We start from the raw sequence: 19,845 nt of genomic DNA, 5'->3' as shown, positions 1-19,845 counted from the left end.
TCCGGCGATGTGCTATGTCTATCGCTATAGCCTAGCTTGCAGGGCTGGCCTGCGCTTTGACATAGATCAAGCCGGCGTTACTATGGCTGCTACGGAAACACGATAGTGCCTATAATTCGTTCTTGACCACTGTCGCCTTACGCTCTCTTCATGTCCATCAGCCATTCCGCCAAAGTATCGTCAGAACACACCAGCCGGTGGCGGGGACAGGATCGCTTTGTGCTACTGGACAGCGACTTTGGCGATGGCGCATATTTCCTGACGACCTGGCAAGCCTGGCGCGATCACCCGCAACGTCCGCAACAGTTGCATTACCTGGCCCTGATGCCTGACATGACCTCGCTACAGGCGTTGCAGCCCCTGTTGGAAAAATGGCCGCAATGGCAAGCGCTTGCCGCTGAGTTGTGCGCCGTATGGCCGCCTGCGGTGCCAGGGTTTCACCGGCTATTTTTACAGAGCGGCCAGCTGGTGCTGACGCTGATGGTCGGCGACAGCACTGCTTGCCTGCGCCAGATTGTGGCAAGTATTGATGCTTTCCATTTGCATGGCCAGAGTTGGCTGACGTGGTCCCGGCCCCTGCTTGGCACGCTGGGCAGAATGGCGGCCGCGCAGGCGAGTCTCTCCATATGCTCCCTCGAGATAGCGGGTCTTGAAGCGCGGCAGGCTGCGCTCGAGCAAGCAGGATTTATTTTTGACAAAGATGCCTCGCGCGCCATTTTTTCGCCGCGCTTTACGCCACGATCGCAAATAGAAAATACCCCGGCCGTCATTGATCGCCACGCTATTGTGATCGGCGCCGGACTGGCCGGCAGTGCGGCTTGCCAGCGGCTGGCGCGGCGCGGCTGGAGAGTCACGCTGATCGAGCGCCACGCTGAAATAGCGCAAGAAGCCTCCGGCAACATAGCGGGCATTTTCATGCCGCTGCTGTCGCGCGACGATAACCCAAGTTCGCGTCTGAGCCGCAACGCTTATTTGTTTGCCCGGCATGTCTGGCAGCAGCTAGGCGGTATCGGCAACGCATTCACCGGCGCTACCTGCGGCGTACTGCAAATCGCGCGCGATGCCGGACATGCCGCCGCTCAGCAACAACTGGCCGATCGTTGGCGTTATCCGGAGGACTTTGCCGAATGGCTGGATCAAGCAGCGGCAACCCGCCTGGCCGGCAATCCGGTCAGCAACGGCGGCTGGTATTTCCCGGCCGCCGGCTGGGTGCAGCCGCAGAGTCTGTGTCGGGCAATGCTGGATGATTGTGGCTCTGGTTTGAAAATTCTTTTCGAGCAACGCGTGACGACCCTTGAGCGCGAACAGCAACATTGGATAGCGCGCGACCAGAACGGCGTCGAGATTGCGCGCGCGCCGGTAATGATCCTGGCCAATGGCTGCGAGGCGCTCGACTTTCCGCAAGCAGAGAATTTGCCCCTCACGGCGATACGCGGGCAGATCACCCATATCGACGCCGATCTGACTCCCGCCATCACGCCGGTGATTTGCGGCGAAGCCTATTTGACGCCGGCCTGCGAAGGCGTCTGCAGCGTCGGCGCTTCTTACGACGAGGATACTGATACGGAATTGCGGCAAGACAGCCAGGCCGACAATCTGGCGCGCTTGGCAAATATCCTGCCGGGATGGCTGGGCAGCGAGTTGCCGCTGGCCGGGCGTGTCGGCTTTCGCTGCGTGGCCGGCGACCGCTTGCCGTTGGTTGGGGGATTGCCGGACCAGGCGGGGCAATCCAGCGTGCGCGAAGCAAAATTGAAGGATCTGCCGCGCTTTCCAGGGCTGTATAGTTTGCTGGGCTACGCTTCACGCGGCCTGATCTGGGCGCCATTGGCGGCGGAATTACTGGCGGCGCAACTTGGGGGCGAACCATTACCCATCGAGGCGGATCTGGCTGCAGCGCTCGACCCGGGACGGTTTTTACTAAAAAAACAACGCCATGATACTAAACCCGTCCCATTAAAAAGGGCGCCCTGAGGCGCCCTTGGCGTTGCTTAACGATCCCAGCGATATGGCCGCATTTGCCAATCGCCGCGCGGACCTCTGACCCAGCTTGGCGGTACGTAACGGTAACCCGGCCGCGCTCTCATCCAGGTGCCGCCGATCCACTCGTGGCGACGGCCGTTCCAGCGCCAGTACCCTGGCGCCCATTGATAGCCACGGCGTGGCCCCGGCACGATTTCATAGCGCGGTGGCGGCGGTTGGCCGATCTGGACACCTACATATGCCTGGGCTTGAGCTTGGCTCATTGGCGCCATCATTCCTGCACTCAGGGCCAGGGCGCTGACACATAAAATCGATTTGATCTTCATTGGGGACCTCCTTTAATTATTTAAAAACTTCCGGCGACGATTAAATATAGGTCATAAAACCATGGCCACTTGTAATTTTGTGTTTCCAAAAGATACAGGCTGTCCAGGCGCCGGAATCCCTTGTGAACTGCCGGAGCAGGCCCCGCTAAGGTAAAATGGCGGCCTGCCAGAAGGCATTGTCGTTTTATAAAATATATGCGGGATAGCGCCAACGCCTCGCCAGACTATGCTTGCCAGCTATCCCCACCTGACTTCCCGGATTACCCATGTTGCGATTGAATGAAGTACAACTGCCTCTAGATCATCCTGAAGACGCCCTGCACGCGGCGATTCTGGAACGGCTCGGCATCGCCGCGGAGGAAATGCTCGGTTACACAATTTTCCGGCGCAGCTACGATGCCCGCAAAAAAACCGCGGTGATCCTGACTTACACGGTAGATGTCGAGCTCAAGGATGAAAGCGCCGTCCTCAAGCGGCGCGCGGGCGATCGCAACGTGACGCCGACGCCCGATTCCAATTACCGCTTTGTGGCGCAGGCGCCCGGCCAGCTGAAATCGCGGCCGGTCGTGATCGGCACAGGCCCTTGCGGCCTGTTCGCCGGATTGATCCTGGCGCAAATGGGCTTCAATCCGATCATCCTGGAACGTGGCAAGGCGGTGCGCGAGCGCACCAAGGATACCTGGGGCCTGTGGCGCAAGCGCGAATTGCAGCCCGAATCCAATGTCCAGTTTGGCGAGGGCGGCGCCGGCACTTTTTCCGACGGCAAGCTGTGGACCCAGATCAAGGATCCCAAGCATTACGGCCGCAAGGTACTGACCGAGTTCGTCAAAGCCGATGCGCCGGAAGAAATCATGTATGTCAGCAAGCCACATATCGGCACCTTCCGCCTGGTCAAGATGGTCGAGCAAATGCGTGCGACGATCGAGGCGCTCGGCGGCGAATTCCGCTTCCAGCAAAAAGTGGAAGACATCGTTATCAAGTCGGACGATGGCCAGGGCCAGGTGCAAGCGGTCGTGCTGGCCAGCGGCGAAACCATCGTCACCGACCATGTGGTGCTGGCGATCGGCCACAGCGCGCGCGATACTTTCCAGATGCTGTACGATCGCGGCGTCTATATCGAAGCCAAGCCGTTCTCGCTCGGCTTCCGCATCGAGCATCCACAATCGCTGATCGACCGCTGCCGTTTTGGCCCAAGTGCAGGTCATCCGATTCTCGGCGCCGCCGATTACAAGCTGGTACATCACTGTGAATCTGGTCAAGCACGTGGTCGAGCGGTTTACAGTTTCTGCATGTGCCCTGGCGGCACCGTGGTGGCGGCCACATCGGAACCCGGCCGTGTGGTCACCAACGGCATGAGCCAATACTCACGCAATGAACGCAACGCCAACAGCGGCATCGTGGTCGGCATCACCCCGGCCGACTATCCCGGCCATCCGCTGGCGGGAATCGCTTTCCAGCAGCAATGGGAATCGCGCGCCTTTGAACTCGGTGGCGGTACCTACGATGCGCCGGGCCAACTGGTGGGCGACTTCATTGCCGGCCGCCCATCGACTGAACTTGGCTCGGTGATCCCATCCTACAAACCCGGCGTGCTGCTGGGCGATCTCAGCACCTCCTTGCCGGACTACGCAATCGCAGCGATTCGCGAAGCGTTGCCGGCTTTCGACAAACAAATCCGCGGCTTCGCCATGGCCGATGCGGTATTGACCGGCGTCGAAACCCGCACCTCGTCGCCGGTACGCATCAAGCGCCATGACGACAGTTTGCAAAGCTTGAATACGACCGGTTTGTTCCCTGCTGGTGAGGGCGCTGGTTATGCCGGCGGCATCATGTCGGCGGCGATTGACGGGATCCGGGTGGCGGAAGCGGTTGCGCTGAGCATGCTGAACAAAAATTAAACTGCTGTGTCCCGTTGGGGAGCCGCAAGACACTCCCTAACGTCTTTCTGCAAGCTTGTACGCGGCATTGCGCTCACGCTTTCCGACAGCCACCACCTGCACGATCAGTTGCACGTCCCGTATTTCGTAGACCAAACGCGGCTTGATTTTGTAACACTCCTAAGCAAGCCATCCAACAGGAATTAGAAAGCATTCATCAAGTGAAAAATCCTCGTATCGCTCTGCGCGTGCCTGTTGTTGATAATGACATGCATAAGTGTTAACTAAAAATGCATACGTCATGAGATAAAGACCATTCGAACGGGCCAGAATTTTTATCTACTCGCCGCATTAGTTTGCGGTTTGACAAACTGAGCATCCGTCAGCGTCTTCAAAAAAGCCACCAGATCGTCAACATCGCTGTCGCTCAACGCCGGCGCACTACCTTCGCGCCGGTTGTACGGCACCGAATTGATATTGACGTTTTCCCGATAGGCGGGAGGGACGTCATCGAACTTGACACCGGTCTTGTACCAGTTGCCCGGTTTGGTGGCGCGGGTTGCGTAAAACGCGACGGCATCACGCAAGGAAGTGAATACGCCGTTGTGCATAAAACTCTCGCGCACGGCGACGTTGCGCAAGCCGGGGGTTTTGAAATAGCCGCACCATTGGCTGCTGTCCGGCCATTGCAGCTGATCCGCGGTTTTACACAAACCGACATCATAGAACTTGGGATTGCGATTCTCTGCAATGCGGCGGTTGCGCGGCACAGCCGCCGCGTCGTAGCCAAAATCGGTGAACATCGAGCGCGCCGGATTGCTCGATCTGTCGTTGAATTTATGACAGGACGCGCAGTTGCCTTTGTCCGGGTCTTTGAACAAGCGCAGGCCACGCATTTCGGCCTCGTCCAGTTTGCCGCTGCCGCGAATATAGGCGTCGTACCTGGAACTGAACGGCGTCATTTCGTCGCTGCGTAGAAATGCTGCGAGCGCAAGCGTGGCGGCTTCCGTGGCTTTCGCTGGCCGCTCAAATATCGCCGCGCCAAATTGCGCCCGCATATCCGACGCATATGCCTGCGCCAGTTTTGCGGCAAGCTGACGCGGATTGCGGTTATTCATTTCCAACGGATTGAACAAGGGGCCTTGCGCCTGCTCTGCCAGGGTGTCGGCGCGTCCATCCCAAAATAAACCGCCGAATGGGATCGGCGCGAGGGCGTCGTCGTCCTGGTAGAAAAAGCGTGGCGGCGTATAGCGCAGGTAAAGCACCGAAGGTGTGTTGCGCGTGCCGAGGCTGGCCGGACGGCTGCCGAGCGCGACGCCGATGCGTGAACCGTGATTGCCTGAAAAAGCCTGCTGCGGCGCATGGCAACCGGCGCAACTGGTGCCGCGCGGTTCCGACAGCCGCGTATCGAAAAACAGCTTGCGGCCTAAGGCGACCAGTGCCGGTGAATCGACAGGCGCAGCAGCGGGCGCCGGCATTTCAGGGTAGAGCGGCGTGTTCGCTGCTGCTGCCAAAAGCGGCAGCAGCAATAGCGCCCCCAGGATCTGCATCGACTTCCAACGCATCAGTTTGGCGCCAGATAACCGGTCTTGTCGCAACTGATCTGGTTCCCGCTTTGCATACAGGTGGTCAGCAGCAGTCCTTTGCGGGTATAGGCTTTGTATGCCCAGTTGCCATTGCTTTGGCGATCCATCACCATGAAGCCGAAACTGCTGGTGTGCGAAATCTTGTCGACGATGGCGCCGGGAGCCGGATTGGTATTGGCGGGGAAAGGATCGGCGAAATTCACATCCAAGTTGTCGCCGCCGTTGCCGGAGACGAACGTGGCGGGATGGTTCGAAGAAAAATTGATGGCTTGGAAATCATGGACGTGGCCATGGATCGCCGTCTTGACGCCAGCCGGATAAAACGCGGTCGGGTTGACGCTTTGCATCACCGATTGCAGCGCCTGGTTACCCGGCGCCGGCGGTGCGCCGGCGATCGGCGCGAAACCGAGAATCGGATGATGGTTGGTAAATATGCTGTTGACGCCGGTTTTCGCCGCAAGCCGGTTGACTGTCTGGAATTGCGCCTGATAGACGATGAATTGCGGATCGTTGGTGGCCAGCGCGGCTCTGCCCGCCTTGGCTGAATCGAACACGATCACTTGCGTGTCGGCGCCGACTGCCACCGCGTACGGGTCGGAGAGATTGCCGGCAGCGTCATTCGCCGGATCGTCGCATGAACGCTTGGGATCAAGCGCTTGCGTATCGAGGAAGCGGAACCAGCCCTGGCCGGCGCGCGCGCATTCTTCATGATTGCCGCGCACCATGACCCACGGCGCGGCGGCCATCAGCGGCGCCGCCGGCTTGAACAGATCGGCTTGCCAGGCATCCCAGCCGTAGCCCCAGGGACTGTCTTTGCAACCGGCGATATCGGCCGGGCAGGCGTTTTCACGATAATGATAATCGCCGATATGCAGCACCAGATCGGGCTTCATGGCGGCCGCCGTGCTGGCGATTTCAGGGAATGGCCAGGAGTCGTTGTCATCGCAGGCTTGCCAGGCATTGTCGGCCTTTTTCAAACGGCATCCGGTATCGGCCAGCACCACGATACGCTGGGGTGTCTTCTTCGGCAGCGGCAAGTTGCGCGAACCGACAGAGATGCCGCTGCTGTCGGCGGGAACCTTGTACTCACAGGCAGTAACCGGGAAAGCGGAAGGCTTGGAGTCCGTGGCCGCGCTTGCGGTCGGACGCTGCGCCACGGTACCGGCGACGGCGCGCAAAGTCATCGCCGTGTAGCTGAAACCATCATGCACCTCGGGGCAACTGGCATCGGTGGTGATCACCCGGACGATCGCCTGGTTGTTGCTGTTGACCGTCACCCAGGCAGCTTTGACGCCGGCATCGATATTGCTGTCGCTACCACCGCAGGCTGCCACCAGCAGGCTGAGAGTCATGGTCGAAGCCAGGCCTATGGTTTTTGCAAATGGCTTCCGCTGTTGTTGCTGCTTGATGGCGTCCATGGTGCTCACAGAATTGAAGGTAGATGACGGAGAGTTGGCAAATTATAAAAAGAAAATATGACCTGCCTGTTACAAACGACAGGCAAAAAAAATACGCCGATGGCGTATTTTTCATTGCAAGGAACTTGCCGGCCCCACTGTGAGCAAACGACATCTATTTACTGGCGTCCCGCGTCGCCTGCACCAGGCACTTGGACAACTTATCGAAATGCAGCCAGGCGGCCTGGCTGAGCTCGACCTGCTTGCGGCGCGTATCGTCGGTATCCGACAACACGATCCAGCCTTTTTCCCGCATCGATTTCAGCCGCGCATGCAACATGGCCGGCGAACCTAGTTCGCTCTGCGCCATCATGTCGCGTACCGAAAGCCGCTCGCGCGCTTGTCCGGAGCGGGCGACAAAGGCCAGGATGCGGTCTTCCAGCGGGTCCAGCGACGGCAATGACGGCAAGCCGCGCAGCGCATTCGCCAGTTGTAGAAAACGTACATAGATATCTGCAGGTCGGTTGTCTTTGTTCATGGCTATTTTATAAACTGCAGTAAAAAACCAAAAGCTGGCGCTATTGATTACATAACGATCATACCTGTCAATTTGCAGCCGCCGCAAGCACATTGCGCCACACATGCAGATACATCGGCAACTTAATTCAGTAGAATAAGCGCGCCATGCGATCTACTTCACCCCTTGCCGACAAGCTGCGCCAAAATCTGCTGACCATCACCATCACGGTGGCGGTGTACACGCTCGTGTACACGACCAATGTCTGGCTGTTCACGCACATCGAGTTTAACCAAGGGATTGCCTGGATCTATTTGCCGGCAGGGATACGCCTTATCTGTACTTTGCTATTTGCCGAAGCCGGCGTCATCGGCATCCTGATTGGCTCATTGCTAACTTCCAGCATCTACGCGCTATTTCCCGGCGATCCTGTCACCACCATCGGCTATAGCGCAATCTCGGCATTGGCGCCTTATCTTTCCTATCGCTTCACCTTGCGGGAAATGCGCTTGCAGCCGTCGCTCAGCAACCTGACCACGACTAACCTGCTGGCCTGCATCCTGCTCTATGGCCTCGCCAATCCGCTGCTGCAACTGATGTGGTTTGTCTTGCGCGGCGTCTCCTATCATTTCTGGTCGGGCCTGATCGTCATGTCGATCGGCGACCTGACCGGCTCGCTGATCGTGGTCTATGCGATCAAGCTCCTGTTATCTTTCTTCCCCCTCCCGCGCAACTGATTCCTGACGCGCACGCCGCGAAAATCCGAGGTTGATCCAACACTCTCCCAGAGTACCGCAAACCAAGACGTGGCGCGATCGCCACATTGTTATTCATTGTAATACTGCCGAAATAATTCCTCGCTATTCTGCCGACAGTTATAGAAATTATAGCGATCAACCAGTGTAGTGTTGCGCAAACTGCGTAGCGCCGTGCACGTTATCGCGCTCACCGCACATCTTCAACCGGGGGTATAGCAATGCGTAGTTGGGACGAACAAAAAAAACGGAAAGCCCGCGTCGAGATTATTCCGATGATCGACGTCATGATGTTTCTACTGGTGTTTTTCGTCTTGATCAGTCTCAACGTGATTCCGGCCCTGGGCCTGAAAACACATCTACCGAGCGCCAGCAGTTCACAAGACCTGAAGCCGCAAAACAAGGCGGTGATTACCATCGGCTTGAACGATGCGTTGCAGGTCGACGGCGTCGACACCAAGATCAGCGGATTGCCGGCGCGCCTGAACCTGGCAAAAAAGAACGGTGAAAAACTCAACGTCATCGTCAACAGCGATCGCGGCGTCGAGGTGCAACGGCTGGTGGAAGTGATGGATACCCTGAAGCAGAATGGCTTCGAGTCGATCTCCATCGCTACCCGCAAACCGTGATGCAGGCAATGACGACCATGCCGTTTTTTTATCGCTTTCGTGATGCGCTGGCGACGCTGCCATCCATTCTCATTCTGGCGATCCTGATCTTTACCGGTATCCAGAAGGCGGTGAAGATCCAGCCGCATAGTGACGATTCACTGGTGCAGATCGCCTTGACCGAACCGGAGCCGCCTGCACCGCCTGTGGTGACGCCGTCAGCACCACCGCAGGTAGTCAAACCATTAATAGCGCCGCCGGTACAGCCGGTACGTCAGCCGCTGCCATTGCCGACGCCGCCGCAAACAGTCACCCCGGCAGCTGTCAGCAATACGCCGAATCCGGAACTGGCGGCACCGGCGCCGCCCAAGCTGCCAGCTGCGCCGGCCGCAGCCGCTTTAGCCGTACCAACACCTGAAGCGCCGCCTGTGCCTGTCGTCAAGCCGAACAACGCCAACATCGAAGCCGGCTATATCAGCAAGGTGCGCGCCCATCTGAACAGCATCAAGCGCTATCCGACCGGCCGTGAGGCCAGCCAGCAGCGGCCGCAAGGCAAGGTCAAGGTGTGGTTCGTGCTCAACCGCGACGGCACGCTGGCCGATCAAGGCATCGAGGAATCGTCGAATTCGATGCTGCTCGACGAAGCGGCCCGCAAGACCATCAACCGCGCCACCTTTACCGCTTTCCCGGAATCCAGCTGGGCCGGAGAAGCGACCCATCGATTCAGCGCCGAGTTGGAGTTCATCCCGGGAGCGGGCTGAGCAGCAGTTTCAAAACCGAGTTGAAGACTTCGTTTGAACGCCTGGTTCAAACACACACCAAAAACATACAGGGAGTAACACCATGCAATTCAAAGTCACCCGGCTGTCACTGCTGATCTCCGGGCTATTTATCGCCATCAGTCCGCTAACTTACGCCGCCGATACCTCCGACGTCGGCAAGGTCACCGTGCAGGGTGACGCCGGCGGCGGTCAAAGCACCGGCCTGATCCAGCAAGAAGAGTCAGCCAAGGCGCGCAGCTCGGTTAATCGCGACTATATGGAAAAACAAGGGACGACCAGCAATCCTTACCAGATGATCAATCTGCTGCCAGGCGTGAACTCCTATGACCAGGACGGTACCGGCCTGTTCGGCGGCAATATCCGGGTGCGCGGCTTCAACAGCGACCAGCTGGGCTTCACCATCAACGGCGCGCCGGTCAACGATTCCGGCAGTTTTGCAGTCTATCCGCAAGAATACACAGACGCAGAAAATCTGTGCGACATCTTCGTCACGCAAGGCTCCACCGATACTGAAGCGCCGCACGTCGGCGCCTCCGGCGGCAATATCGGCATGACCATGTGTACGCCGGAAGACCAGCAGCGTTTCCGCACCGAATATACCTTTGGCTCAAGTCATCTGCAAAAAAGCTACGTCCGCTTCGATTCCGGCAAGCTGTTCAACGACCGCTTCAAATTCTTCATCTCTTACTCCAAGGCCCAGGCCGACAAATTTAAAGGTGCAGGCCGCGCCGACAAGGAGCATATCGATTTCAACAGCAAATTCGACCTGGGTGGCGGTAGCTATGTCGACACCGGTTTCATGTACAACTCGGCGATCAACAACAACTTCCGCTCGCTGACCAAGGCGCAGATCGCCCAGTACGGTCCCGGCTTGGATTTCGGCACGGTGCCGCCGGTACACCAGCCCGGCGGTCCCGGCGCGCAAAACGATTCGACCTACGGTCCGAACGCAGGCATCAACAACGGCAACAAGAATCTGTACTACGGCTATAACCTCAATCCGTTCAAGAACTGGCTGGCGACCATGAACGCGCACTTCGCGCTGACGCCGGCATCTAGCCTGGATGTGAGCCCCTACATGTGGTACGGCTTCGGTACCGGCGCCAATCAGCTGCAGACTGTCACCGAAGGCAATGCCGGCAACCTGCTGGCTGGCGGCGTACGTGACGCGAACGGCGACGGCGATACCAAAGACACCGTGTTCGCCTATGAAGGCAGCCGCACCCGCACTTATCGTCCAGGCGTGACGATCAAATTCAACCAGCAGATCGACAATCACAAGTTGCTGGTGGGCTATTGGTACGAGCGTGCACGTCACCAGCAAACCGGTCCTTACACATCGATCGACAACAACGGCAACGCCGCCGATATCTGGCTCAACAATCCCGACCTGTGGCTGAAGAACCAGAACGGCTCTTACGTGCAGTACCGCGACACAATGACGATCAGCACCGGGAAATCGGTTTTTGCACAGGACAATATCAGCCTGCTGCAAGACAAGCTGAACCTGCAGATCGGCGCACGCTATTCGAGCGTCGACCGCGACATCGTCAACAATCCGAGCCAGAGTGCGCCCGGCTTCTATACTTTACAAAAAACCTACTCCGATCTGTTGCCCAGTTTCGGCGCCCGTTATCAGCTGACACAAACAGATTCGATATTTTTCAATGCTGCGAAAAATTTCAAAACACCTGGCAATTTCTCTTTTTTCAACCTGATCTCAGGCGGCACTATTGTTAACGGCGTGTATACCGGGGGCACCGTGCGCAACCCTCAGGTAGACAAGGAAACTTCGTGGAACTACGATCTCGGTTACCGCGTTGCTGCCGACAAGTGGACTTTCTCGGGTTCCTTGTTCTATGTCGATTTCAAGAACCGCATTGCGACCTCCTACAACCCTCTGACTGGCGGCAACACCGACTTTAACGTTGGCGACTCCACCTCCAAGGGCCTGGAACTGGAATCCGGCTATTCGCTCACCAAGAATCTGAGCCTGTACGGTTCGCTTTCCTACATCAAGAGCAAAATGGATAACGACATGCCGTTTTCAGCCACCACGGCATTGCCTACCGGCGGCAAGGAATTCCCGGATACGCCGAACTGGCTGAGCGGCCTGAGCCTGCAGTATCAACAGGACAACTGGTATGTATTCGGCCAGGGCAAATACACCGGCAAGCGCTACACGACGCTGGTCAATGACGATAGCATCGGCGGCTACACCGTGTTCAACGCCGGCGCAGGCTATACCTTCCCGTCGTCAACCTGGCTGAAGAAACCGACGGTCCGTTTCAACGTCAACAATATCTTCGACAAACAATTCCTGAGCCTGAGTTCCGGCAGCGGCAGCCAGTTCACCACGAATGCCGTCGCAGTCGGCAATATCGCGGCATCGGCGCCATCTTTCTATGTCAGTCCTCCGCGGACCTTCAGCGTAACGCTGGTCGCGGATTTCTAAACCGGTTGTCATCCCAGGCGGCGGACTCCAGTCCGGGGTCTGCCGCTGCAACATAAGTGCACAAAGAGGTCACCATGAACATGCAATTATTCCACGAGCTCGCTTTCTATCTGATGTACGCCTGCGCTGCGCTGGCGATCTTCGTGATTGTCGAACGCGGACTGTTTTTCAACTACACGTTGCGCCAGGCCGTCGGCCTGGAAAAAGCCATGACGCACGCCGTGCAGCACGTACAGGAATTGCCGGCCGAACTGACGGCGCGCGCCAGCTTGCCGCTGACTCTGGTGTCGGATATCCTGGCTGAAAAGCACCAGCTGACCACCGAGAAGGATCTCGAAGATTTCAGCGAATCGGTGTATATCGCCAACCGCGGCGCGGTCCAGCACCGTCTGTGGATTCTCGATACGATTGTGACCGCCGCGCCATTGCTCGGCCTGCTCGGCACGATTTTAGGTATCATCGATACCTTCAAGGCGCTCGCGGTCTCCGGTGTTTCCGATCCGGGCCAGGTATCTCAGGGTATCGGCACCGCCTTGTATGCAACGGCGTTGGGGATCGGCATTGCGGTAGTCGGCATGTTCTTCTTCAACATGTTCCAGGAACGGATCGAGCGCATCAACGATCACTTGAAGGTCTTGATGTTGCGCGCTTGCGTTGGCCGCGATGCCGGCAAGATTGCGAAGGCTGCTGCAGCGGTTGAAGCAGGAAAGCTGCATCTCGCCTGATTAATTCATGGTAAAGGACCGGTTGAATCAAATGCGTGCAACATCTTTCAGCCGGACCGGATTGGCGAGCTGCCTGGCGGCCTTTTTCCTGACAGCCTGTAGCGGCATGCCAAGCCAGCCGCCAGGCGCGCCGGTCATCGTCAACCTGGTCGCCATCAACGACTTGCACGGTCATCTGGAAGCGGAAACCAAAAGCTTTGCCAGCGTCACCGACGCCAACCCGCGCAAACTCAAGGTCGGCGGCATCGATACCATCGGCGGCGCGCTCAATGCATGGCGCGCCGAAGATTCACAACTGCTGCTGGTCGGCGCCGGCGACCTGATCGGCGCCAGTCCGGCGCTGTCGTCGATCTGGGCTGACGAACCGACCATTGCCGCGCTCAATCAGCTCAAGCTGCGGGTCAGCTCGGTCGGTAATCACGAATTCGACCAAGGCACGGCGGAACTGCTGCGTTATCAGCATGGCGGTTGCCAATCCAACCGTCAGGACAAGGCATGTCACTACGAGGACAAATTCCCGGGCGCCACATTCTCTTATCTGGCAGCCAATGTCATCGTCAACGATAGCGGCCGCCCGCTCTTGTCGCCCTATCGGATTGAACAGGCGCATGGCGTCAAAATCGCTTTCATCGGCGCTGTCGTGCGCGAAACCGAGAAAATGGTGTCCGCCGACGGCATTGCCAATGTCCATTTTATCGATGAAGCCGACGCGATCAATCAATGGGTTCCCGAGATCAAAGCACAAAACGTCAGCGCCATCGTGGTCTTGATTCACCAGGGCGGAGAAACACCCGAACCGTTCGACAAGGCCGGCTGCAGCCAGCTGCGCGGTCCGATCGTCGACATCGTCAAGCGGCTCGATCCTGCCATCAAGCTGGTCATCAGCGCCCATTCGCACAATGGCTACACTTGCCAGGTCGATGGCCGCACCGTGACGCAAGGCGAATCCTTCGGCCACATGCTGACCCGCATTGCCCTGACCATTGATCCGCGCAATGCAAGCTTGCCGGAAAAAATTACCGCCATCAGCGCACGCAACGTGTTGATGGACCCGCAACGCTTTGCGCCCGATCCGGCGCTTGCCAGCTTCCTGCAAAAACTGAAAGCGCGCAGCGATGTCGTACTTGCGCAGCCGATTGCCCGCATTGCCGTGCCACATATCGATAAGCAGATCGACGATGCCGGCGAATCGCCGCTGGGCGACGTCATCGCTGATTCGCAACTGGCAGCCACCAGCAAGCTCGGCGCACAAATTGCGCTGATCAATCACAAGAGCATCCGCGAAAACCTGGAGAGCGGCGCGGGCGGCAGCAACTACGCCCAGGTTGCCGCCACCACGCCGTATGGCAACACGCTGGTGCTCATGTCCCTTAGCGGCAAACAGATCCTGGCTTTGCTTGAGCAACAGAGCTGGCTCGATCAGGACCGTGCGGGCGGGCGCTTCATGTTGCAGGTCTCGCACGGTTTGCGCTATAGCTGGGATGCCCGGCAGCCGCTCGGACAACGCGTAGTACCCGGCAGCGTCAGGTTGAATGGCCTTGCGTTGGATCCGCAGAAGCAATACCGGCTCAGCGTCAACAGCTTCATCGCCCAAGGCGGCGACGGCTTCAGCCTGCTCACCCAGGGTACTGACCGCATCGATACCGGCATCAATGACCTGGACGCCCTTAGCCACTATCTGATTGCCCGCGAACGCGAGGGACATCCCGTCGGCAGCACGCAGACGGATACCCGTATTGTGCGCGTGCATTAATTTCTTATCAAATTTTCGGAAGCAACGCATGCGCAAATTGATCGTCTCGACAACCATCCTGCTCGCCTGTACCGGCGCCGCACATGCCGAATTCAGCATTCCCGGCTACGAACTGGTGCATACCGCACCGGTGGAAACCACACTGGCGACGCCTGATTTACGCGAGCCGCTGCAGGTCTGGAGCGACATGTTCGATGGCGCTAAACGCGAGATCGTACTTGGCCAGTTTTATGTCGCCAGCCAGCCTGGCGCGGCGTTCGAACAGGTGATAGCGCGGCTGGCCGCCGCCGGCGAACGCGGCGTCAAGATCCGCTTCCTGATGGAAGAAAAGGGCAAGTTCGCCTCCGACATGGAGACCATCGAACGGTTGAAGAAAATTCCGAACCTGGAATTCCGCTATCTTGATTACTCGAAGCTGACCGGCAACGGCATCATTCATGCGAAATACATGGTGATCGATGGCAAAGAGGCCTATGTCGGCAGCCAGAATTTCGACTGGCGTTCATTTGCCCATATCCATGAGACCGGGCTGCGGATTACCGCCCCCATTGTGGTCACCCAGGTGCAAAAGATCTTTGATCATGACTGGCATGCGCAGGAACTGGTTGCGCAAGGCAAGGAAGTACCGCGCCTGAACCATGCCACGGTGGCCGCCGACGACCGGCAAGCGGCATTCCTGGTCGCCAGCCCGAACGCCTTCAATCCGGCTGGCGTGGGCGATTCTGAGTCCGAATTAATCAAGCTGCTGGCGGCTGCCAAATCGGAAGTGCGAATTCAACTGCTCGACTATGCCCCGCTGAGCTATGGTCCGAATCATACCCGGCCTTATTACGCGGTGATCGACAATGCGATCCGTGCGGCGCTGGCACGCGGCGTCAAGGTCAAGCTGATGGTGTCGAACTGGAATACCGAGAAACCGGGGATCGCCTACCTGCAGAGCCTGGCGCTGCTGCCGGGCATGGAAATCAGGATCGTCACCTTGCCGCAAGCCGGCAGCGGCTTCATCCCTTTCGCCCGCGTGATCCATACCAAGACCATGGAGATCGACGGCCAGGTGGCGTGGATAGGCACCAGCAACTGGAGCGGCGGCTACCTGGATTTGTCGCGCAACCTGGAAATCGTGCTGCGCAATCAAAAGATGGCGCAGCGGATCGCCGACTTGCACCAGCAAACCTGGGATTCGGCCTACGCCCAGCCTATCGATGTGATGAGGGATTACCCCAAGCCGGTGAAGGGCAAGGAATAATCCGTCTTAGGAAGAACGGTCTCAGACCACGCCGACCACTGCGGTCAGCATGCTGATGGCGCCGATGTCGATGCCGTCGACTGCAATCGATATTGCCTCGTCATCCTGTCTGGCGCCGGCGATATATAACAACGGCAGGTAGTGCTCCGGCGTCGGCACCGATAATTGCGCATCCTGGCCCTGATCGGCGTAATCGATCAGGGCTTGCATGTCGCCGCCCAACAAACTCTCACGGATGTGATCGTTGAAGCGTTCGGCCCAGGCATGGGGCGGCGCATCTGCATGCCTGTTCATCAACCGCAGGTTGTGCACCACGTCGCCACTGCCGATGATCAGCACGCCCTGCTCGCGCAGCACTGCCAGCTTGCGCCCCAGATCAAAGTGAAACTGTGCCGGCTGGGTGGCGTCGATACTCAGCTGTATCACCGGCACGTCTGCCTTGGGGAAAGCCTTGACCAACACCGACCAGGTGCCGTGGTCCAACCCCCAGGACTGGTCCATGGCGACGCTCAGCGGCGCCAGCAGATCGCGCACCTGCGCCGCCAGTTGCGGATCGCCCGCGGCCGGGTAGCGGACATCGAACAGCGCTTGCGGGAAGCCGCCGAAATCGTGAATGGTTTTCGGCATCGTCATCGCCGTGACGCCGATGCCTCGCGTGTACCAGTGCGCCGATACCGACAGGATCGCCTTCGGCTTCAGCTGCGCTGCGCTGGCCCCCAATTTGGCCCAGGCAGCGGTGTAGATATTATCTTCGAGTGCATTCATCGGACTGCCGTGACCGAAGAAAATCGCCGGCATGCGGGTGGCATTGATGCTCATCGTAATCTCATCCAATCATCCAATAAAGTGTCAACAAGGTTACTTGGCGGCCTTGGCGTTACCGATTGCAAACGCGCCATTGCCTAACAATGCGATGGATAGCGCCGTAACAATCATGAAGGCCGGAAATTCCCAACCACCGTTCGGGCTGGTGAATACCCAGCCATTGGGCGCATGCACCGACAAGGCGCCCAGCAGCACCGGCAGGGAAATGATCGCCGCGATACGCGCCTGCAGGCCAAGCACCATCGCCAGCCCGGTCAGTACTTCGATTGCCACTACAGGGTACACCGACCATGCCGGGAAACCCTGGCTGGCAAAAAATGCAGCGGCGCCCGGGAATGTGAAAACAAAAACCTTGAGGTAGGCATGCGCCAGCAAGGCGATGCCGAGGGTGAGTCTGAGCAGGGTTGCGGCATATATGCCGGTGTTCGTCGTGTTCGTCGTGTTCGTCGTGTTCGTCGTGTTAATCGGGTTCATTGCTTACTTTCTGAAAATTGGTTAAAAGCCGAGGTGACTTCTGGATCGTATTTCACTATATATTCTTGCAATGGAAAGAAAAATCTGCTTTTACTAAAATACTATTTCCGAATTTCGAAACAATAGGACTCCGCGATGAACCTGTTCGAAGCCATGAAAGTGTTTGTCAAAGTCACTGAAACCGGCAGCTTGTCCGGCGCGGGGCGCATCTTGAACTTGTCGAACCCGTCGGTGACGCGGCATATCGCCGATCTGGAAGAATACCTCGGCGCACGCCTGCTGAATCGCAGCACCCGGCGTATCAGCCTGACCGACACCGGCAGCGCCTATCTGGAGCGCTGCAAGCAAGTACTCGCTGACCTGGAACAGGCCACGCTGGCCGCCGGCATGCACGCCGCCAATCCCGGTGGTGTATTACGAATCAACGCGCCGCTATCATTTTCCGTGCACCACTTGGGCCGGGTCCTGCCCTTGTATGCGGAACAGTTCCCCAATGTCGAGCTGGATGTGACCTTGTCGGACCGGGTGGTGGATCTGGTGGAAGAAGGCTTCGATCTGGCGATCCGCATCGGCAAGCTGCAAAGTTCCAGCCTGGTCGTGCGGCGGCTGGTGGCGGCGCGGGTGCTGACCTGCGCCGCGCCGGCTTATCTGGAAAAACACGGCGTTCCGCAACATCCGGACGACCTGGCGGAGCACAAATGCCTGACCTATGCCTACACCCAGCCAGACAACGAATGGCGTTTGCAGCGCGATGGCAAAATCCACACGGTGCGCATCCATGGCGGCCTGCATTGCAATAACGGCGATCTGTTGCTGGCGGCGGCGCTGTCCGGCATGGGCATCATCCGCCAGCCCACTTTCATCATCGGCGATGCGATCCGCGATGGCCGCCTGGTTCCACTACTGACTGATTATCATGGCGATGCGCTGGCGATCCATGCGGTGTATCCGAGCCGCCAGCATTTGTCTGCCAAAGTGCGTACCTTTGTCGATTTCCTGGCGCAGCAGTTCGGCGAAATACCCGACTGGGACCGCGATCTGCCTCTATGAAAAAAGGCCGCATCTGCGACCTTTTTGTTTGCTGAAGCAGCGCTGCGATTTACTTCTTGGCGCGTGGCGTAGCGGCCTTGGTCAATTGCGTAGTCGCGTTATTCAGATTGGCTTCCAGCGTTTCGACCGCCTGCTTGGCGTTCTTGGTCAACTGTTCGTAACCGGCGTTGGCGTTGCTGATCACCGATTTGAGGATGGCGATGGCGTTTTCCGAACCGGCCGGCGCATTCTTGCTGACTTCTTCGATCAAGGCGTTGATTTTCTTCTGGGTTTCCGCGACCTGGGCTTCCGCCGCGCGCGTGAATTCGGCCTGGGCGCCGGAGGCGATACCGGCCAGATGACGGCCGTAAGCCGCGGCTTTTTCAGCGTTAGGCTTGGCCTGGGCGGCCGAGATGTTCAGGAATTCCTGCGGATCCTTGGCGCTCAACAGCTGCTTGGCGCCGGCGCCGGATTCTTCCAGCGATGCCTTGGCTGCGCTCAGGTTGAGTTCGATTACTTTTTCAACGCCTTCGAAGGTCTTTGCAGTGAGTGTATTGAGCAATGCCAACTGCGCTTCGAAATGGGCTTTGGTTGCTGCGGCAAACTGTTCGTGAAACGAAAACATGGCCTTCTCCTGTGTGAACAAATCATCGATTGCTATGAATATGGAAACGTTGTTTATTATACAATAAAAATGTACATCTACCTCCTGCCAAATCTAACAGCGCAGTACAGCAAATTGCTCAGCCTGCTGCTCCAGCGCAAACTTTCCTGCCATTCTGTTTGCTGCCGTGATCACTGCCGCTACGGCAACTGCGGTATGCCACGACAGAATTTTCAAACAACTGGCGCGCCTGCGGCAGCGGCAGTTTCGCCAGCCGTTCAGCCATGCTGCGGCTGACTTGGAAATGCTGGTAGTCGACCGGTTTTTTCCAGTCTCCACCCCAGGTCAGAAAGCCGTGCCGGGCGAATAGTTCCACAATTTGTTCACTGCTGCCGGCGCGGCTGGGGTCTCGCCGACCGAAAGCCTTCCCGGCCGCCGGGCTGTAAATCTGCTCGCCTTGCGGATTGCGCAACACGTACGGATTTTGCAAAGGATTGATATCGATCGCCAAACCGTAAGCATGCAAGGAAATCGCCTTGCCGCCGGTGATCGGCCTGTCGTTGAAGGCGGAGGTATTATTGTCCGCCATCGATGCGTCGTCGTTGCCTTGATAATGCTCCATCAGACGCGCCTGCGCAAGCGGGAAACCGCGCTTGAGGAGTTCGTCGAACAGCGCTTTTACCTGCGACGCAACGGCGGCCATGACCATGATTTCGCCGTCGTCGTGACGCACTTTGTCGAAGTCGACATAAGAAAAATGTACCATCTGTAGTTGCCCACAAGAAACCGGCCCTCCTGGCTGCAGCACCTGCTGTTCAAGCAGCTCGCATTGCTGGCGATCGAGGCCGAGGCTGGCAGGCTGCGCCTGCGCCAGACCCGACAGCAGCACCAAGAGAGAAGACAACC

18 protein-coding genes are annotated in these 19,845 nt (G+C 58.0%); 10 read left to right on the top strand and 8 right to left on the bottom strand.

Features of this window, described 5'->3' with window-relative positions:
- Window positions 1-219: 219 nt before the first annotated feature.
- Window positions 220-1,971 (top strand): FAD-dependent 5-carboxymethylaminomethyl-2-thiouridine(34) oxidoreductase MnmC, encoded by a 1,752-nt coding sequence (mnmC, locus tag ABI171_RS21840; RefSeq protein WP_348094670.1) that lies wholly within the window; start codon window positions 220-222, stop codon window positions 1,969-1,971.
- Window positions 1,972-1,988: 17 nt separating this feature from the next.
- Here mnmC and ABI171_RS21835 read toward each other — a convergent pair whose 3' ends face one another.
- Window positions 1,989-2,243, bottom strand: coding sequence for a hypothetical protein (locus tag ABI171_RS21835; RefSeq protein WP_348094669.1), 255 nt, complete (start codon window positions 2,241-2,243; stop codon window positions 1,989-1,991).
- A gap of 329 nt (window positions 2,244-2,572) precedes the next feature.
- Between ABI171_RS21835 and ABI171_RS21830 the strand changes: the two genes are divergently transcribed.
- Window positions 2,573-4,204 carry an NAD(P)/FAD-dependent oxidoreductase gene (locus tag ABI171_RS21830; RefSeq protein ID WP_348094668.1) on the top strand — a complete coding sequence of 544 codons (1,632 nt, stop codon included), beginning with the start codon at window positions 2,573-2,575 and terminating at the stop codon, window positions 4,202-4,204.
- A 314-nt stretch (window positions 4,205-4,518) separates the two neighbouring features.
- Here ABI171_RS21830 and ABI171_RS21825 read toward each other — a convergent pair whose 3' ends face one another.
- The 3 genes from ABI171_RS21825 to ABI171_RS21815 form a co-directional block, all read right to left on the bottom strand.
- Window positions 4,519-5,733, bottom strand: coding sequence for a cytochrome c peroxidase (locus ABI171_RS21825; protein WP_348094748.1), 1,215 nt, complete (start codon window positions 5,731-5,733; stop codon window positions 4,519-4,521).
- Between the two features lie 14 nt (window positions 5,734-5,747).
- Window positions 5,748-7,121, bottom strand: coding sequence for a metallophosphoesterase (locus ABI171_RS21820; RefSeq protein WP_348094747.1), 1,374 nt, complete (start codon window positions 7,119-7,121; stop codon window positions 5,748-5,750).
- A gap of 220 nt (window positions 7,122-7,341) precedes the next feature.
- Window positions 7,342-7,704, bottom strand: a complete 363-nt coding sequence (locus ABI171_RS21815; RefSeq protein ID WP_348094667.1) for a winged helix-turn-helix domain-containing protein — start codon at window positions 7,702-7,704, stop codon at window positions 7,342-7,344.
- Window positions 7,705-7,850: 146 nt separating this feature from the next.
- Between ABI171_RS21815 and ABI171_RS21810 the strand changes: the two genes are divergently transcribed.
- The 7 genes from ABI171_RS21810 (at window position 7,851) to ABI171_RS21780 (ending at window position 16,007) form a co-directional block, all read left to right on the top strand.
- Window positions 7,851-8,420 (top strand): hypothetical protein, encoded by a 570-nt coding sequence (locus tag ABI171_RS21810; protein ID WP_348094666.1) that lies wholly within the window; start codon window positions 7,851-7,853, stop codon window positions 8,418-8,420.
- 239 nt (window positions 8,421-8,659) lie between these two features.
- On the top strand, window positions 8,660-9,067 hold the full coding sequence (locus ABI171_RS21805; protein ID WP_348094665.1) for a biopolymer transporter ExbD: 408 nt from the start codon (window positions 8,660-8,662) through the stop codon (window positions 9,065-9,067).
- Window positions 9,068-9,084: 17 nt separating this feature from the next.
- Window positions 9,085-9,807, top strand: coding sequence for a TonB family protein (locus ABI171_RS21800; protein WP_348094664.1), 723 nt, complete (start codon window positions 9,085-9,087; stop codon window positions 9,805-9,807).
- A gap of 82 nt (window positions 9,808-9,889) precedes the next feature.
- The gene (locus ABI171_RS21795) at window positions 9,890-12,283 is read left to right on the top strand and encodes a TonB-dependent receptor (protein WP_348094663.1); all 2,394 of its coding nucleotides are present in this window, start codon (window positions 9,890-9,892) and stop codon (window positions 12,281-12,283) included.
- A 74-nt stretch (window positions 12,284-12,357) separates the two neighbouring features.
- Complete coding sequence (locus ABI171_RS21790) at window positions 12,358-13,008, top strand: MotA/TolQ/ExbB proton channel family protein (protein ID WP_348094662.1); 651 nt, start codon at window positions 12,358-12,360, stop codon at window positions 13,006-13,008.
- 31 nt (window positions 13,009-13,039) lie between these two features.
- Entirely contained in the window at window positions 13,040-14,761 is a 1,722-nt protein-coding gene (locus ABI171_RS21785) for a bifunctional metallophosphatase/5'-nucleotidase (RefSeq protein WP_348094661.1), read from the top strand.
- Window positions 14,762-14,789: 28 nt separating this feature from the next.
- Complete coding sequence (locus ABI171_RS21780; RefSeq protein ID WP_348094660.1) at window positions 14,790-16,007, top strand: phospholipase D-like domain-containing protein; 1,218 nt, start codon at window positions 14,790-14,792, stop codon at window positions 16,005-16,007.
- A gap of 21 nt (window positions 16,008-16,028) precedes the next feature.
- Here the strand turns inward: ABI171_RS21780 and ygiD are convergent, their stop codons facing one another.
- Window positions 16,029-16,826 (bottom strand): 4,5-DOPA dioxygenase extradiol, encoded by a 798-nt coding sequence (gene ygiD / locus ABI171_RS21775; RefSeq protein ID WP_348094659.1) that lies wholly within the window; start codon window positions 16,824-16,826, stop codon window positions 16,029-16,031.
- A 39-nt stretch (window positions 16,827-16,865) separates the two neighbouring features.
- Window positions 16,866-17,306, bottom strand: a complete 441-nt coding sequence (locus ABI171_RS21770) for a DoxX family protein (protein WP_348094658.1) — start codon at window positions 17,304-17,306, stop codon at window positions 16,866-16,868.
- A gap of 135 nt (window positions 17,307-17,441) precedes the next feature.
- Between ABI171_RS21770 and ABI171_RS21765 the strand changes: the two genes are divergently transcribed.
- Complete coding sequence (locus ABI171_RS21765; RefSeq protein ID WP_348094657.1) at window positions 17,442-18,356, top strand: LysR family transcriptional regulator; 915 nt, start codon at window positions 17,442-17,444, stop codon at window positions 18,354-18,356.
- A gap of 49 nt (window positions 18,357-18,405) precedes the next feature.
- Here ABI171_RS21765 and phaP read toward each other — a convergent pair whose 3' ends face one another.
- Both phaP and ABI171_RS21755 read right to left on the bottom strand, forming a co-directional pair.
- On the bottom strand, window positions 18,406-18,960 hold the full coding sequence (phaP, locus tag ABI171_RS21760) for a TIGR01841 family phasin (protein WP_348094656.1): 555 nt from the start codon (window positions 18,958-18,960) through the stop codon (window positions 18,406-18,408).
- A 118-nt stretch (window positions 18,961-19,078) separates the two neighbouring features.
- Window positions 19,079-19,843, bottom strand: a complete 765-nt coding sequence (locus tag ABI171_RS21755; RefSeq protein WP_348094655.1) for a M15 family metallopeptidase — start codon at window positions 19,841-19,843, stop codon at window positions 19,079-19,081.
- Between the last annotated feature and the right edge of the window lie 2 nt (window positions 19,844-19,845).

The organism is Collimonas sp., assembly GCF_039923675.1.
Taxonomy (GTDB): domain Bacteria; phylum Pseudomonadota; class Gammaproteobacteria; order Burkholderiales; family Burkholderiaceae_D; genus Collimonas.
This window is presented reverse-complemented; position numbering and strand designations above follow the sequence as displayed.

Coding starts and splice junctions, on each gene's coding strand:
- ABI171_RS21835 (WP_348094669.1), bottom strand. CDS start 2,243: ATGAGCCAAGCTCAAGCCCAGGCATATGTAGGTGTCCAGATCGGCCAA.
- ABI171_RS21830 (WP_348094668.1), top strand. CDS start 2,573: ATGTTGCGATTGAATGAAGTACAACTGCCTCTAGATCATCCTGAAGAC.
- ABI171_RS21825 (WP_348094748.1), bottom strand. CDS start 5,733: ATGCAGATCCTGGGGGCGCTATTGCTGCTGCCGCTTTTGGCAGCAGCA.
- ABI171_RS21820 (WP_348094747.1), bottom strand. CDS start 7,121: ATGACTCTCAGCCTGCTGGTGGCAGCCTGCGGTGGTAGCGACAGCAAT.
- ABI171_RS21815 (WP_348094667.1), bottom strand. CDS start 7,704: ATGAACAAAGACAACCGACCTGCAGATATCTATGTACGTTTTCTACAA.
- ABI171_RS21810 (WP_348094666.1), top strand. CDS start 7,851: ATGCGATCTACTTCACCCCTTGCCGACAAGCTGCGCCAAAATCTGCTG.
- ABI171_RS21805 (WP_348094665.1), top strand. CDS start 8,660: ATGCGTAGTTGGGACGAACAAAAAAAACGGAAAGCCCGCGTCGAGATT.
- ABI171_RS21800 (WP_348094664.1), top strand. CDS start 9,085: ATGCCGTTTTTTTATCGCTTTCGTGATGCGCTGGCGACGCTGCCATCC.
- ABI171_RS21795 (WP_348094663.1), top strand. CDS start 9,890: ATGCAATTCAAAGTCACCCGGCTGTCACTGCTGATCTCCGGGCTATTT.
- ABI171_RS21790 (WP_348094662.1), top strand. CDS start 12,358: ATGAACATGCAATTATTCCACGAGCTCGCTTTCTATCTGATGTACGCC.
- ABI171_RS21785 (WP_348094661.1), top strand. CDS start 13,040: ATGCGTGCAACATCTTTCAGCCGGACCGGATTGGCGAGCTGCCTGGCG.
- ABI171_RS21780 (WP_348094660.1), top strand. CDS start 14,790: ATGCGCAAATTGATCGTCTCGACAACCATCCTGCTCGCCTGTACCGGC.
- ygiD (WP_348094659.1), bottom strand. CDS start 16,826: ATGAGCATCAATGCCACCCGCATGCCGGCGATTTTCTTCGGTCACGGC.
- ABI171_RS21770 (WP_348094658.1), bottom strand. CDS start 17,306: ATGAACCCGATTAACACGACGAACACGACGAACACGACGAACACGACG.
- ABI171_RS21765 (WP_348094657.1), top strand. CDS start 17,442: ATGAACCTGTTCGAAGCCATGAAAGTGTTTGTCAAAGTCACTGAAACC.
- phaP (WP_348094656.1), bottom strand. CDS start 18,960: ATGTTTTCGTTTCACGAACAGTTTGCCGCAGCAACCAAAGCCCATTTC.